The sequence below is a fragment of the Paenibacillus helianthi genome (genome assembly GCF_001909055.1).
Taxonomy (GTDB): Bacteria; Bacillota; Bacilli; order Paenibacillales; family Paenibacillaceae; genus Paenibacillus_AQ; species Paenibacillus_AQ helianthi.
This window is the reverse complement of sequence record NZ_LVWI01000067.1, coordinates 1-15849: the sequence shown is the minus strand read 5'-3', so window position 1 is coordinate 15849 and position 15849 is coordinate 1. Positions and strand designations below refer to the sequence as shown.

The 15849-nt window shown below is 48.6% G+C and carries 13 protein-coding genes and 1 tRNA gene; 3 read left to right on the top strand and 11 right to left on the bottom strand.

The genetic code is table 11. The annotated features are described in order from the left end of the window. Positions 1 to 15: 15 nt before the first annotated feature. From A3844_RS24200 to A3844_RS24145, 11 genes are all read right to left on the bottom strand, one after another. A complete protein-coding gene (locus tag A3844_RS24200; protein WP_074108708.1) occupies positions 16 to 1902 on the bottom strand; it encodes a sensor histidine kinase in 1887 nt (628 codons plus the stop codon). Between the two features lie 206 nt (positions 1903 to 2108). Further along, entirely contained in the window at positions 2109 to 4346 is a 2238-nt protein-coding gene (locus tag A3844_RS24195; protein ID WP_244169841.1) for a methyl-accepting chemotaxis protein, read from the bottom strand. A gap of 266 nt (positions 4347 to 4612) precedes the next feature. Further along, positions 4613 to 5944, bottom strand: coding sequence for a peptidase U32 family protein (locus A3844_RS24190; RefSeq protein ID WP_074084719.1), 1332 nt, complete (start codon positions 5942 to 5944; stop codon positions 4613 to 4615). Between the two features lie 266 nt (positions 5945 to 6210). After that, entirely contained in the window at positions 6211 to 7143 is a 933-nt protein-coding gene (locus tag A3844_RS24185; RefSeq protein ID WP_074084720.1) for a peptidase U32 family protein, read from the bottom strand. A gap of 53 nt (positions 7144 to 7196) precedes the next feature. Then, entirely contained in the window at positions 7197 to 8246 is a 1050-nt protein-coding gene (gene mltG, locus A3844_RS24180; protein ID WP_074108707.1) for an endolytic transglycosylase MltG, read from the bottom strand. Positions 8247 to 8467: 221 nt separating this feature from the next. After that, positions 8468 to 8776 (bottom strand): DUF1292 domain-containing protein, encoded by a 309-nt coding sequence (locus A3844_RS24170; protein ID WP_074084722.1) that lies wholly within the window; start codon positions 8774 to 8776, stop codon positions 8468 to 8470. Next, positions 8769 to 9077 (bottom strand): DUF1292 domain-containing protein, encoded by a 309-nt coding sequence (locus tag A3844_RS24165; protein WP_038588104.1) that lies wholly within the window; start codon positions 9075 to 9077, stop codon positions 8769 to 8771. The genes A3844_RS24170 and A3844_RS24165 overlap by 8 nt, the downstream gene beginning before the upstream one ends. 13 nt (positions 9078 to 9090) lie before the next feature. After that, a complete protein-coding gene (gene ruvX, locus A3844_RS24160; RefSeq protein ID WP_178381952.1) occupies positions 9091 to 9507 on the bottom strand; it encodes a Holliday junction resolvase RuvX in 417 nt (138 codons plus the stop codon). Then, a complete protein-coding gene (locus A3844_RS24155; protein WP_074102099.1) occupies positions 9507 to 9782 on the bottom strand; it encodes an IreB family regulatory phosphoprotein in 276 nt (91 codons plus the stop codon). Before A3844_RS24155 ends, ruvX begins: the two co-directional genes overlap by 1 nt. A gap of 395 nt (positions 9783 to 10177) precedes the next feature. Further along, positions 10178 to 12811 (bottom strand): alanine--tRNA ligase, encoded by a 2634-nt coding sequence (alaS, locus tag A3844_RS24150; RefSeq protein ID WP_074108706.1) that lies wholly within the window; start codon positions 12809 to 12811, stop codon positions 10178 to 10180. Further along, on the bottom strand, positions 12798 to 13025 hold the full coding sequence (locus A3844_RS24145) for a hypothetical protein (protein ID WP_167374732.1): 228 nt from the start codon (positions 13023 to 13025) through the stop codon (positions 12798 to 12800). The genes alaS and A3844_RS24145 overlap by 14 nt, the downstream gene beginning before the upstream one ends. Positions 13026 to 13293: 268 nt before the next feature. On the opposite strand from A3844_RS24145, the gene A3844_RS24140 reads away from it, so the two are divergent. The 3 genes from A3844_RS24140 to A3844_RS24130 all read left to right on the top strand — a co-directional run bounded on the left by A3844_RS24140 (position 13294) and on the right by A3844_RS24130 (position 15701). Next, positions 13294 to 13370: transfer RNA gene (locus tag A3844_RS24140), tRNA-Pro, on the top strand. A 578-nt stretch (positions 13371 to 13948) separates the two neighbouring features. Next, positions 13949 to 14644 carry a response regulator transcription factor gene (locus A3844_RS24135; protein ID WP_074084727.1) on the top strand — a complete coding sequence of 232 codons (696 nt, stop codon included), beginning with the start codon at positions 13949 to 13951 and terminating at the stop codon, positions 14642 to 14644. A gap of 1 nt (position 14645) precedes the next feature. Further along, on the top strand, positions 14646 to 15701 hold the full coding sequence (locus A3844_RS24130; protein ID WP_074108705.1) for a HAMP domain-containing sensor histidine kinase: 1056 nt from the start codon (positions 14646 to 14648) through the stop codon (positions 15699 to 15701). Positions 15702 to 15849 lie beyond the last annotated feature (148 nt).

Here is a 15849-nt window from a genome sequence, read left to right as displayed (position 1 = left end):
AAGCGGACTCCTCCTCTATTCTCTTCCCTTCATTTCCTGGTCGAGCGGACTCAGAAGCGGCAGGGATAAAATCACATCCGTCCCTTCCCCCAGCTTGCTAAAGACCTCAATGCCATAGGCTGCTCCATAATGAAGCTGAATCCGTTGATGAACATTTTTCATCCCAATGCCCCCATTGATGCTTTTCTTCGGAGGCATTTCACGCTTCAGACTGTCGCTCAGCTTATCGAGTGTAGCCTGTTCCATCCCGCAGCCGTCATCCCGGATATGGAACAGAAGCTTCTGCTCTGTGACTTCACACTTAATGCTCAGATGCATCTGGTCCTTGGTATCATCCAATCCATGGTAGGCGGCATTCTCAATGATCGGCTGAAAAACCAGCTTAATCATGGAGTAGTTGTCCAGCGTCTCGGGAACATCGATCTGCAGCACGAACCTTCCGGGATACCGGCAGCCCAGCAGCTCGACATAATTACGGACATACAGCAGCTCTTGCTTCATGGTCGTTATACCGGACAACTCACTGGTACTGTAACGCAGGAGCTTGCCCAGAATGGAGATCATATCCGCGGCTTCCACGTCATCATTGATCTCTGCAGTCATACGGATGGATTCCAATGTATTGTATATAAAATGCGGATTGATCTGGCTCTGCAGCGCCTGCAGCTCTGCCTCTTTCTTCTGTTCCTCAATCCGGTATATATCCTGAATCAGCTGCCGGATACGGGCCAGCATCCGGTTGAATTGATGGCCGAGCAGGCCAATCTCATCCCGCCGTCTGACGCGGAAAGTCACATCCAGATCGCCGTTCTGCACCTTTTTCATCAGCTCGATCATTTGGGTTAGCGGTTTGGTTAAGGCAAACGACAGAATAATCGAAATGATCAGCGCCAGCACGATAATAATCAGGGTAGCGGCAAAGGTAGCGTTACGGGTCAGCTTCACCCCGCGCGTTAGCTCATCCACAGGAATAGAAATGATGACCTTCCAATTGGTCTTGGAAGAGCTTGAATAAATATTAAGCCGTTCCTTGCCTGACACGGTATCATAAAAACTCCCGGCATTGCCTGAAGCCTGACGGAACAGGCTGGTATGGGAAATATCGGTCGTGAGTAGTCTCTGTTCGCTGTCAAAAATCACTTTGCCGTCCTCATCCACTATGATTGACTTCCCGTGGGTTACGGTATCCAGTTCGGCCACCTGATTTTCCAGATTGCTGATGTTGGCTTCCACTGCAATCAGTCCAATCGGATTCCACAGCCCGTCAACAATTTTGCGGACCACAGTAAAAGCATAGCGGGTGCTCTGCAGATTGCTCGTATACGCCTGGGTGCCAAAGAGCAGCGCCTCGCCACTGGAATTCTTGGCCTTCTCGCTCCAAAATTTGTAGCTCTGTTTCAGGTCCAGACGTACACCGCCATCCTTGGCAGAATAATATCCATTGCCGTAGCCGTCGAAAATATATACCGAGTTGGTTCCCCGCTTAATATTGTTAATGAAAGAGATATTCCCTTCAATGCCCCGCTGAATGGACAGCAGCAAATCAAAATCGCCAGGAGCAACCTGTGTGCTGCTCCCTTTGCTCTCCATCATCTGTTGTTGTTCATAATAGCGGTTCGAGCGGATCAAATTCTGCTTGATATCGTTAACATAGGCAGGCATGGACGAAATCCGTTTCATATCCTCAATATAGTCATCAATAGAATCCATCATCTGATCAATCAGCTTCTCTGAATAGGCAACTGTGTTCGCCTGAATCGATTCGGAGTAGCTCTTGAAGCTGATCACACTGATGAACGAAAGCGGAAGTGTAATAATAATCAGGAAGACGAGGAGTAGCTTACGTTCCATGCTCATGTCCCCCACATAGGACCACCAGGTGTGACTGCGTTTTACTTTCATTCGGTCCTTCTCCTTGTTCCAGCTTCACCTAACAATTCAAGAAAAAATAACAATCCCCTAACAAAATAATTATACGTGTTAGTTCCCTGATGTACAAGGAAATTACATTACCAAGCGTTGAATATCTTGCAAAAAAAAGCGCCCCGCTGCCGATTGCCGGCTTGCGGAACGCTTGTTCACTAGAGGTTAGAAACTCTTAATCTTTATTAAATCGTAAACAGGGAGAGCTTATCTTTCAGCTGGGTTGAGACGCTTTCCAGTTTGCCGGAGAGTGCAACGAGCTGATCGCTGACATTCTGCTGTTCATTGCTTAGGGAAGCAACCTCTTCCGAAGTGGCCGAGGACTGCTGGGCCACTGCGCTTACATTACCCATGGCATCCGACAAGACGCCCTGCGAATGATTCAGACTGTCAATGGCTCCGGTAACCGACTCCAGACTGGAGATGAAATCTTCCATTTGCCCTTGTACGGATACGAAGATATCACTGGTGCTCTTCACCGAACTCATCTGCTGTTTAAAGAGTGGTGCAACCTCGGACAACACTGCCACTGTCTCATTCATTTCCGTAATAATCTTATCGGTAATGCCGGCTACAACGGCGATGGACTGTTTGGATTGGTCAGCCAGCTGCCGGACCTCATCAGCTACAACCATAAATCCGCGTCCTGCTTCACCAGCTCTTGCTGCCTCGATCGTCGCATTGAGCGAGAGGATGTTCGTCTGCTGTGTAATATTCTTCATCACATCCAGCACCTTGATGACCGAGAATACCGTTTCTTTCAAATTGTTGACCCGATCAACCAGTGCAGTAGTCATCTCACCAGTACGGCTGGTCTGCGTCAGCAACTCTTCCAGTTGCTTCGCACCTTGACCGCTGGCTTCTCCCACTCCGCGGGCTGCTTCATCCATCTCGGCGTTCGCTGCGATGACGCTCTGCATCTGAGTTCCGATCAGATCCGTAAGCTCATTGCCACGTTCAGCCTCCTGTGCAAGGCTTCCTGCGCCACCGGCAATCTCTTCCGTAGCTGCCGCAATTTCCTTCGCGGAAATCGCTGTCTTGCGTGAAGCATCACCAAGTTCACCAGCGGTTTCCAGCACTTCACGTGCGGTATCCGTTGTCTGGGCAACCAGTTCGGTGATCCGCTCCATCATCGTATTAAAGGATGCCGACAGTTCACCAATTTCATCCTTGGATACATATTCGGTGCGTACGCTCAGGTCGCCCTTTGCACCTTCGACCATAAGATCCTTCAACCGGGCCAGCGGGCGGGCAATCATCCGTACCATCCCAATACCGACCAGCACGGCCAGTAGCGCAGCAGCAGCAGCAGCCAGAAAGGTTGTGAACAGAATTGGAGTTGCAGCCTTCACCAGTTCACCGGTAGGGACAATACCTGTCAGCTTCCAGTCCGCTTTGGCCATAGGACTGTAGACAGCCAGAACATCTTCGCCTTTTGCGTCCGTGGCATCCTGGCTCTTACTGTTGGTCTTGCTCTCTTTAATAAATCCAAGCTCCGATACCTTGCCATCCTCTTCAGGAATGGAGGAAGCCACTACGGTCCCGTCAGGTGCAACGAGCTGAATCCGTGAGCCGTCTCCAAGTGTTACGCTCTTGAAGGCTTCCTCCAGCAGTGTATTCTTCAGTTCAAGCATAATCACATATCCTGAATTGGCTCCAAGATTTTTTAGTGATCTGACCATCGCAATATTCTTCCCGTTTTCTCCTGCTACGGATGTAGGGAACCAATAGTTCTGTGCCGATTTTTCCTCACCGGAATAATAGCTCTTGTAGCTCTCGGCATTTGCAACCACTGTTTTGAACCATGCCTGATCTCTGACACTGTCCAGCTTCATGCTGGAGCTTCCACTTGAAACAATATCAAAATCTTTGGAAGTCGGAATCAGTGTAATCGCTACAATATTAGAGTCTGTAGTCGTCTGGCTGGAAAGCTTTTTATTCATCGCATCCGTAGCCACGAATTTATCGTAACTGGATTCTGCAGAGGCCAGATCTGTCAGATTGTTCTGCATTTGCGGATCAAAAAAGAGCTGCATGGCCAAATTTTCATATTGCTTCAGTGTAATATCAAGCTTCTCCGAGGTCTGAATAATCGTCTGGCGGTTAGCTTCCGACACATTATTCTTAATCGTGTTCTTAGCTTTACTATAGGACAATAGCCCCAGAGCCAGTACAACTACCACAATGGAGGATAAAAAGATCAAGAACAGCTTGACCCCAACCGACTTATTAGGATTGACCCTCTTGATCTGACTTACGGAACCATGCAGCATTCCCTTAGCAGAAAGACCTGAGCCTATACGTTTATTAGTTGGGGCAGCCTTCTTTACTGTTTCCTGTACTTCATCTGTAAGGTTTGTATCAGATTTCTGGACGTTCGACGGTTGTTTCTTGTTGGTCTTATTCTTCTTTGTCAATTTCATCCTTCTCTCTTTCCGCTCTTCCCCATTGCTCTCCCGTTTAGGAGCAACCATCATAATCACCTGCCAGTTAGATTAGAAGACATATGTAAGCGTTCGCTCTTATTTATATCGGCAGTGTAGGTACAATTTCTTAGTTTTCTTTAGAAATTACCACAGAATCTTTATATATTTTAGTCATTTTCCATTTTATTCTATATACCAAAAAGGAATGCCCCTCAATATGAGGTGCATTCCTGTAAAGAACACAAAACAAACTCACAAACACACTATTTCTTCTTGCGCATCATGTCGAAATAAGCCACAGGCTGATCGACCTTCATTCGTACCCGCTGCAGCGGGTGACGTGCCGCATCAAGCGGCTGACCTTCCTCGTCCCACAGCTCGCCTACTGTTTGTTTGAAGAACGTATTGTCAGGTCCGAAGAACTCCACTTCCTGCCCTGGCTTGAAGTGATTGCGCTGCTGAATCAGCGCGGTTCCGCTAACCGCATCGTACTCCAGCACCAGTCCGGCGAAGTCATAAGGCGCAGCCTTTTCTTCCGGCTCATAAATATGATCCTCATGATCCGGCGTATCGTAGAAAAATCCGGTGTTCAGCGGACGGTTCGCCGCCTTTTGCAGCTCTTCCAGCCATTCCGGCTTCAGTACGTACCCTTCAGGGTCAGCCATATAGGAATCGATGGCTTTGCGGTAGGCATTGACAACCGTCGCCACGTAGTGGATCGACTTCATCCGTCCTTCAATCTTGAAGCTGTCTATGCCGACTTCGATCAGCTCGGGAATACTCTCCAGCATACACAAATCCTTGGAACCCATCGAGAACGGGTTATCCTCCGGCTGATGCAGGGGAAGCTGGGTTACTCCCGGCTGCAGCGGCAGAGGAGACTGCTGTGCCTGGGCCTGTTCCTCCTCGGATACCCAAGTGCCTTCAGGGCGGGCATCCTCGAACAGATCGTATTTCCAGCGGCAGGACTGGCAGCAGCCCCCACGGTTCGAATCGCGGTCCGTGAAGTGGTTAGACAGCACGCAACGGCCGGAGTACGAGGAGCACATCGCTCCATGGATGAAGCTCTCGATTTCAATATCGACATGCTGTTTGATTTCGGCGATTTCCTCAAGGCTCGTTTCGCGGCCGAGGACGACACGCGGAAGCCCTTCTTCCTTCCAGAAAGATACGGCTTGCCAGTTGAGTGTGGACTGCTGGGTGCTCAGATGAACTTCAAGGCCCGGCACCAGGCGGCGGGCGGTATCGACGATGGCAGGGTCGGCCACGATAATGGCAGCGATCCCCGCTTCATATAGGTTACGCAGGTATTCTTCAATCCCTGCGATATCTTCATTGTGGGCATAAATATTCGTAGCGACAAAGACCTTGGCGCCGTATTTTTTGGCAAATTCCACACCCTCGCGCATCTCCTCGAAGCTGAAATTATCCGCTCCCGAGCGCAGGCCGTATTTCTGTCCCCCAATATATACTGCATCCGCACCATAATGCACGGCGAATTTCAATTTCTCCAGATTGCCCGCCGGAGCAAGGAGCTCCGGTTTGTCCAGACGGTAACGTTTGCCCTTGTGCTGCGGCTTGGTCATGGTTCCCATTCCTGTTCTCCCCTCCATTGTCTCACCAGTTAAAATAGCTAAAAACCTTACATTTTGGTGTTGAACGCAGCTGCGGGGAATGTTTGGACCTCCGGCCGCTGTTAGGTTTGGATTTCCTGAATTTAACCGCTGGCCGCAGTAGAAATCCAAACCTAAAGGCGGGCTCTGACGCTCCTACAGTTCCAAACTTCCCCTCCGCTGCTACACCTGAATGTTGCTTATAGATCTATTTTAAAAAGCTGAGTCATTGACTTTTTTATTATTTTTCAATATACCTGTTCCTTGTAGAAAAAGCCGAAGGACAGCTCACGCTCAGGGTCCTGCAGCGCACGTATGCCGTCCATCCAATCCTCTTGGAAGGCATAGCCTTCAGGATTGGCAGTGTAGAGGTCAATCGCATGTCGATAAGCCTTAACGACGGCTGCGTTGTAGGCAACCGGCTTCAGGAGTCCTTCAATCTTCAGACTCTGCACTCCTGCCTTCAGGAGAAAATGAACATCCTCCAGGATGCAAATATCATCGGAGCTCATAATATGCGTGCCATTCTCATCCTCGTATATCGGAAACTTTTCATTGGGGCGTTCAGCTTCGATCAGAAACAGTCCGCGCTCCTTGCCAAGGCTTCCGCCGTCGCTCGGACGGCCCTGGTGGGCCATGTAGCTTGCGACCAGCTTGCGCTTGGAATGATAAATATTCGTCATGCCGTGTACCTGCACCTGGGCTTCAACTTCCAGCAGGGGCACCATTTCTGTCATTTCATCCATGTTCAGCTCACGGGCTAGAACAACCCGCGAAGCACCCTTGCGGCCCCAGTAATTGGCGGTTGCATAGTTGGTTGAAGTCATTTCTGCATTCCAGTGCAGCTTCAGTCCCGGCGCTTCCGTCTTCACTGCGGCGAGCACAGCCGGATCACCAAATTCGATGCCATCTACACCCAGTACCCCAATGGCTTTTACATAAGTGGGAAGCTCGTCCAGCAGCCGGTTCGACATTAGACCGCCCAGGCCTGCGTAGACTTTGCAGCCTTTGGCGTGAGCCAGCTTGACGACCTTCGCGGTATCCTCCAGCGAGAAATGGCCTGCCAGACGCATGCCAAAGCGGTCATCGCCAATCAACAGCGCATCTGCCCCGGCCTCCAGCAGCACCGCTGCTTCTTCCAAGGAAGCGGCTGTCGCCAGCAGCTCCGGTTTGTTATTCATGTTGCACCCTCCTACTTCGCGGTTCAAACCGCATCACACTCTATTTTAATAGGTTACTGCGAATTTTGTTCACTTTTTTTGATATTGGCTAAATGTTCCTTATAGGTCCTGCCGAATAAATGACCCTGTGAGCCATCCTTTTTGGTTACGTAGAAATAATAATCCGAAGCTTCCGGCGTCAGGGCCGCCTCAATGGATGCAAGACCGGGACTGCTGATCGGCCCAGGCGGCAGACCTTCGTTTTTATAGGTATTATAAGGACTATTGACCTTCAGATCCTTCTCATACAGCCGTTGCTTCTGTTTGTCCAGCAGGTATTGAACAGTCGCATCGATCTCCAGTTTCTGCCCTTTATCCAGCCTGTTATAGATCACTCCGGCCACAATCGGACGTTCACTGTCCACTACGACCTCACGCTCTACAAGCGAGGCCACTGTCAGCAGTTCATGCAAGGAGAGTCCGCGGTTCTTCAGCTTGCCTTGCCAGCCTTTAATACTGTCCAGCTTCTTCTCAAGCTGCTCCAGCATCGCTTCAACAACCTGCTCCGGTGTACTCTCCTTCACAAGCTCATACGTCTCCGGAAACAAGTATCCCTCCAGGCGGTGGCGAAGCTTGCTGTCTTCAGGAATACCCAGTCTGCCCACGGCTTCAAGACCCGCTCCAGAATCTATAATTTTCAGGAATACTTCGGGTTTCTGATTCCAGGCTGCAGCAAGCTTTTTAGCAACCTGCTTGGCCGTATATCCCTCCGGAATCGTAAATGAAACAGTATCCTTCTTCACCACATCCCCTGCATTCAGGCGGGCAATGAGTGAATCATAGGTGTCGCCTGGACTGGCGGTATATGTGCCTGCCTTGAAGCTGGACCCTTCCTTGACCCATTTCAGATAGCCTCTAAAAAATAATCCTTTGCGTATAATGCCGTTTTGTTCGAGCAGGTCGGCAATTTTCGCGCTGCCCATACCCTTCTCAATCGTAAAGGTTACCGGCGGGCCTGCCGGCTTCACCGGCTGCATGCCATTCCAGATGTACCAGACTCCTCCCCCGCCGATTGCAGCCAGCAAAAGGATAATAAGAGCCAAGGTGCGGATTGCAGCTTTCAAATGTCACTCCTCACTTTCCGACTATAAAGTATAAAATTGTATTGTCTCAAATTCAACATATATTTTTGCGGACATATGCATTGCACAAGTGGAAACGGCTTCACCGTCCTCCGAAAGAAGCGGCTTCCTTTTCTCCAAAACTTCTATTTCAAGCAAAAAGAGCGCGGAAAAATCCCCGCCCTCTTCCGTGCCACTCCTTGCTATAGCGTACATATGGAAGCTTATTCGCTCACGTCAGCGGGAAAAGTCAGCTCGTCATACAGCTCGTTGACATTTTCCCATTCCTCGTCATCCACGATGCTCTCCAGTTCGGGAAGCCCGTCAGGCGAAACCACAATCCGCAGAATCTCCTGTTCGGCGGCTCTCCCGGAACCGGTAAGCACCGCATACGCGCGGTCACCAACTTCAAATTCGGCAATAATATCGTAAACGGAAGATTTACCCTGCTCGTCTTCCAGTTCCACTGTTTCTCCATATACTTCTTTGAGCTTTGAAGTCCAAACTACCTGATCGGCGGAAAAATCAGTCATTCTCCGCTCCTCCGTCTAGCTCATCTACCAACGTATTGAAGGTCTCTTCAACAATTGCCCATTCCTCATCATTCTCGATCATAAAGAGCTGAAGATCATCACCGTCTTCTTCATAACGGAACGCATACACCTCATCGCTCTCTTCATCCTCGGAATCCAGCGGAACCACCATCATATACTTGGCATCCGAACCGTCGACTTCAAATTTCATAATGACCTCAAATTCCTCTTCATTACCTTCCTCATCAGGAATGTAGATAATTTCCGGTTCTTCTTCTTGGCCAATCTGCTCGTTTGTCAATCTAACACACCCCTCACCTTTTACTGTTAGCATCCAAAAAATTTTGCAAAATCAGGGCTGCAGCCATTTTGTCTACAATCCCTTTGCGTTTCTTCCGGCTGACGTCCCCTTCAATCAGCATCCGCTCAGCAGATACCGTCGTCAGACGCTCATCCCAAAGGTGTACGGGCATTTCGAGTTCTTCCCGAAGCCTATCGGCAAATTCGATGCAGATTTCACCACGGGGTCCTACTGAGCCGTTCATATTCTTCGGAAGGCCAACTACAATCTCTCCAATCTCATGTTCCTTGACCAGTTCGCGGATACGCAGGAACTCATTTCCGTTGCCGCGCCGCTCAATCGTCTCTAGAGCTTGTGCTGTCCATCCAAAAATATCACTTGTGGCAACTCCGATTCTGCGGTCGCCGTAATCCAGACCCAGCTTCTTCATCATTTCGGATGATCCACCCGATGATTGGCGAGGTAGAAACGAACCAGTTCCTCAATCAGCTCATCACGTTCTTTCCTCCGGACCAAACTTCTCGCATTGTTGTGGCGCGGAATGTAAGCCGGATCTCCAGAAATAAGATACCCTACGATCTGGTTGATGGGATGGTATTCCTTCTCCACCAGCGCATCGTATACTGCGAGCAGTATTTCCTGGGAGGAGGCTTCCTTCTCATCGCCCTTTACATTGAATTTGACCGTTTTGTCCATGGAGTCCATTTGTGACACCTTCCTTCTGCAAAATCACCCGCTTATTGGGCGGCTTCGCAAAGTTGCTGCTGTACAGCTGACTTGCTGCCCTCATCATAACATATTCATGGCCCAACGAGGAAATCCTGCCATCATGGTAACGCTTTTTTTGGTATTTCATCTACAAAAATAGAGATTTTTTTGGGTTTTAAGCTATTGCAGATGTTCGCTGAAAGTGAATATTGACAAAAAATATACATTTTCCAGCTTTGCGTGAATAAAGCAGCGGTACTGATATATTGCTCTCAGTACCGCTGCGGTAACCCTCATTTCCGATTTCCATATCCATCTGTCTGCAGCTGCAAAATCCAGTGATTCCTGGCGTTATGCAGCAGACCCGAAACCTGCTCCGTCACTTTTACCGCTTAACCTTGAGCGGCTACAAGCTCCTCGGCTTTCAGAAGAGCTTCGCCCAGCTTGGATGCATCCTTGCCTCCGGCTTGCGCCATATCCGGACGTCCACCGCCCCCGCCGCCGCATACCGCTGCGATTTCCTTCACCAGCTTACCGGCGTGGAAGCCTTTTTTGACGAGGTCCTGCGGAACCGATACAACAAAGTTGACTTTGTCGTCCATAGCCGCACCCAGCACAAGTACAGCATCCGGCAGCTTAGATTTCAATTCATCGGCAGTCGAGCGAAGCGCGTCCATATTACCAGCTTGAACGGCAACCGCGAGCAGCTGTGTACCGCCGCCTACCGTTTTCACACTGCTGGTCAGTTCGGCAGCAAAGGTTGCGCTCAGCTTAGATTGCAGGGATTCATTCTCACGGGACAGCTCACGGACCTGGGCATGCAGCGCTTCAATCCGTTTTGGCACATCGTTCAGCGAAGACTTCAGCAGTCCTGCCGATTGCTTCAGCAGATCCAGCTGGCTTTCGGTGAACTGGTACGCATAACGTCCGGTTACCGCTTCGATCCGGCGGACCCCGGAGCCAATGCCGCTCTCGCTGACCAGCTTGAAGATCCCGATCTGCGAGGTGTTCGAAACATGGATACCGCCGCACAGCTCAAGGCTGTAATCGCCAACCTGAACCACGCGCACGATGTTGCCGTATTTTTCGCCGAAGAGTGCCATGGCACCCATAGCCTTGGCCTCGTCAATCGGCTTGTTCTCAATGACTACATCCAGGCCGCGCCAGATTTGCGCATTCACCCGGTGTTCAATGTCGCTCAGCTCTTCCGGCGTAATTGCGCCGAAGTGTGAGAAGTCAAAACGCAAACGTGCGCCTTCTACTAAAGAGCCGGCTTGATTCACGTGACCGCCAAGCACTTCTTTGAGTGCTTTATGCAGCAGGTGAGTTGCCGTATGGTTCTTAACAATATCTTCACGCTGCTCCCGGTTCACTTCGGCGCGGACACTGTCGCCCACTCTCAGCTCCCCGGCTTCCACAGTAACCATATGAACATGCTGACCGTGCGGAGCTTTGAACAGTCCTGTTACCTTGGCTGTCACCGAACCTCCGGTCAGAAGACCGGTGTCGCTGACCTGGCCGCCGCTTTCAGCATAGAATGGCGTGGACTCCAGGATAACCTGGCAATCGGTACCTTCGCCTGCGATGTCCACCAATGTACCGCCTGCAACAATAGCCAATATTTTAGACTCTGCTACGGTGTCAGTATAACCAACAAATTCACTTTTAACCGTCAGCTCAGCCAGCGGTCCGCCTTGAACCTTCATGCTACCGCCGTCCTGACGGGCGGCTCTGGCACGGTCGCGCTGCTCCTGCATGGCGGCGTCGAAGCCTTCGCGGTCCACGGTGAGGCCCTGCTCGGAGGCGAAATCCTCAGTCAGATCAAACGGGAAGCCATAAGTATCATACAGTTTGAACGCATCGGCGCCGGCAATGGAACTGAGCCCGTCAGCCTTTGCTTTGGCGCTGATCTCGCCCAGGATGGCCAGACCGTCAGACAGCGTTTCATGGAAACGCTCTTCCTCAGTACGGATGATTTTGGCGATGTATTCTCGGTTCTCGACAACGGATGGATAGTAGACACCCATCACTTCGCCCACAGTCTCCGTAAGGTCGAACAGGAATGGACGGTCTAGACCAAGTGTCTTCCCGTATCGCACCGCGCGGCGGAGCAGACGGCGGATAATGTAGCCGCGGCCTTCATTGGAAGGAAGCACGCCATCCCCTACAGCAAACGTTACAGTCCGGATGTGGTCGGCGATTACTTTCAGTGCAATATCCTGTTCCAGGTTGTCCTTGTAGGTTACACCTGCAAGCTTGGCCGTCTTCTGGATGATCGGCTGGAACAGATCGGTGTCAAAGTTGGAATCCACATCCTGCAGAATGGACGCGAAGCGTTCCAGACCTGCACCGGTATCAATGTTCTTGTTCGGAAGCGGCGTATAGCTGCCGTCCTTGTTATGGTTGAACTGCGAGAATACGAGGTTCCACACTTCGAGCCAGCGTTCATTTTCCCCGCCCGGATACATTTCTGGATCGGACATGTCGCTGCCGTAGGCTTCGCCGCGGTCATAAAAGATTTCCGAGCAGGGGCCGCAAGGGCCTTCACCGATATCCCAGAAGTTGTCGTCACCCAGCTTAATGATGCGCTCTGCGGGCAGGCCGACCTTTTCATTCCACAGCTTGAAGGCTTCTTCATCCTCAGCATATACCGTTACGGAAATACGTTCCGGATCAAAGCCAATCCATTCCTTGCCGGTCAGAAACTCCCAAGCCCAGGTTATAGCCTCTTCCTTGAAATAATCACCAATGGAAAAGTTACCCAGCATTTCAAAGAATGTATGGTGGCGGCGCGTTTTGCCTACATTCTCAATATCGTTGGTACGAATGCATTTTTGCGAATTGGTCAGACGCGGATTCTCCGGGATTTCCCGGCCGTCAAAATACGCCTTCAGCGGAGCCATCCCGGCGTTGATCCACAACAGCGACGGGTCATTATGCGGCACGAGCGATGCGCTCGGCTCGATACGGTGGCCTTTGCTCTCAAAAAACTGCAGCCATTTGGAACGGATTTCACTTGCTTTCATCATGTACAGCCCCTGTCTCATAGTTATTAAAAACAAAAAAACGCCCCTGAATAAATTCAGGGACGATGATTATCGCGGTACCACCCTGGTTATCGCCAATATCCGTGAAGTCACGGACCATGATCAGACGATCGCCTTGTGCGGCTGTTAACGGGCGCCCCCGGCGGGATTGTCCCCGCACTCCGAAATCAGCTTTCTGCCGGCCTGTCTTCAAGGTTCTCACAGCCAATTACGAAAACTATCGTAAAGGAACCTCTTCTCTGATCCAAGCCAATCTCCGGCGTACTTCATTTCATCAACGTTTTTTCCGATTTGCATTTTAACATTTCAAGTATAGCCAGCGCCCCTATTTCTGTCAATCTCGGGTAGAGAATAGGACGAAATGAAGCAGCAAAATGATTATTTACAGCGCTTACTTGCAGGCGTATAATGTGGATTGTTTAGAACAACCCTGCGGTTAACAACCAGTTAACCTGGAATGACGAGACGTGGCTCAGCTTGGTAGAGCGCTTGCTTCGGGAGCAAGAGGTCGCAGGTTCAAATCCTGTCGTCTCGACCATACTAAAATGCTAAAACCCTTGATTAATAAGGGTTTTTTTGTTCGAATTATTTAAACTAGGCTTTATTCCTCTAAATAATGATCAAAATTCCCCCTATTTCTATCCATTCTGATTGGTCCCTAAACACCATTTATTGAATTAATTCCTCTCCAAGTATACAAAATTTCATCCCTGTAATCTGGCTGACCTAATAATACTAAATGAGATCTCGTTAATGGAGTATGTGTATACAGAGCACAGAGACACTCTGGATAGATTAACAAGGAGAAATAAAATCTTGGTAATTCAATATTTATGCTTTGATTCTATTTACGAAGTGGACGATTGCATCAACAAGATGAAGAGAATATTATTTATACCAGATTCGTTTGCGTAATTCTGATCATCAAGTGTTTAAGAATAGCCTACAATAGCCGGTACCAAAGAATCCTGGAACTTGAAATGGCGTTGCTCAAGCTCTTATTCAAGCGTATCCGGAACTGGAAGGCGCTTTGAGCTCCATTTTTTTGTCAATTCAAGTCCATACGGCTCTTGTGTTATAAATGAAGTCTATTTAAAGAGGTTGGGAGGTATAAAGATGCCAAAAACGATATTAGTTGTAGACGACGATGAAGAAATTGTAAAACTCATCACAAAGAGTTTAAGGTACGAGCAATTTGTAATAATTTCGGCATGTTCTGGGAAAGAAGCCCTATCTGCATTGGAAGAAAACCATATTGATTTCATCGTTCTTGATATAGTGATGCCTGATATGGATGGATTTGATGTCTGCAGATGTATCCGAAAATCTTATAATGTTCCAATTCTGTTTTTAAGTGCGCGTGATCAGGACATTGATAAAATCGTTGGGCTCGAAATAGGAGCAGACGATTACATGACCAAACCTTTCAGTATTCAGGAGCTTGCCTCCAGGATAAAGGCCCACTTCAGAAAAATGGACAGACTGTTTAAAGAGTGGGATGAACTTAGTCCCAGTAGCGAAAAGGCGGATGCTCCGCTCATTTTGAACGATAAGACGTTTGAAGTATTCCTGCATAGCAGGAAGCTCGACTTATCAACGAAAGAATTTCAAATTTTGTCTATTCTTATGTGTCACCCCAATCAGGTATTGAGTCGTGAGCAGATCTATGAGAAGGTCTGGGGAGACGAATACGGAGAAATAAATACCGTAACGGTCCATATCAAAAATATCCGTAAGAAACTAGGGCCTGATCATAACTTTATTAAAACCATATGGGGCATAGGATATAAATATACGGAAAGAGAGCAATAGTATGAAACTGAAAATAAAACTTCCCCTCTTATTCCTGCTGATGCTTCTAATTCTTATGTTTTCCATTGGAATGTACTTAAAGTTTGTCTTTGCAGTATATTCCCCTATACGCGGTACATTGTTGGACTCACGATATATAGCATTGCTTTTGCCCATATTCGCCATCGCTTGTTGTATATTTATTATTCTGATTATCTATATTTATTTTTGCATAGAGAAGCCCATTCGGCTTCTGAATACCAGGCTGGAAGAAGTAAATATTGTACATCCCATGCCTCCGTTAGCATTGAGGAGTAATGACGAGATCGGAGAACTTTATAAGCACTTCAATAAGATGGAGCATAGGCTTCAACTCGCCCACAGAGAGCAAGCCGATATGATTGCGGCAATCGCCCACGATTTGAAAACACCCCTGACATCTATTAACGGTTTTACTGAACTGCTGGCTACACACAAGGACCTACCGGAAACTGAAAAGCAGGAATATTATGATTTGATTCAAGGGAAGTCAGAATATATGGTCGAACTCATCAATGATTTCTCCAGCTTCACCAAAGAAAAACTGGAGTTGGAATCCATGGTAGCTAAACCTGTACAAGCATCAATATTATTTGAAAAAATTGCTCTTGAATATGAGTACGAGTTGGCGGGACTTGACTACGAGCTGACTTGCCGTCATTCATTCACGGAAAATATATTGCTAATGGTCAATGAACCGATGATCCGCCGGGTTTTCGGCAACCTCTTTAGCAATGCTGTAAGATATGGAGGGAAGAATAAGCTGAAAGTGTATATGACCGGATACCCGCTAGAACGTTATGCCTATTTCCAAATCGAAGATAATGGAATGGGAGTGCCGGATAAGGATATTTCTTCTCTGTTCCTCAAATTTTTCACTGTGGATAAATCGCGGCAAATCCAAAAGGGCGGGCTGGGGCTGGGGCTTGCAAGCTGTAAATCGATTATTGAACATCACGGGGGCGAAATTATTGCCTACTCTTCCGAATATGGCGGTTTGGGGATAAGATTCAGCCTTCCCCGGGCGGCACAACGCTGACTTTATTTTTGCATATCTTCTTTTACAACAAAGTTAAAGGCTGCTGCCGGGTGTCAATACCCAGGCAACAGCCTTTAACTTTGTTTTTTAGCTGTTTATAGTTTTTTATATTCTCTTTATAAACCTTTATTTTTCCTTTAAAGAAGCT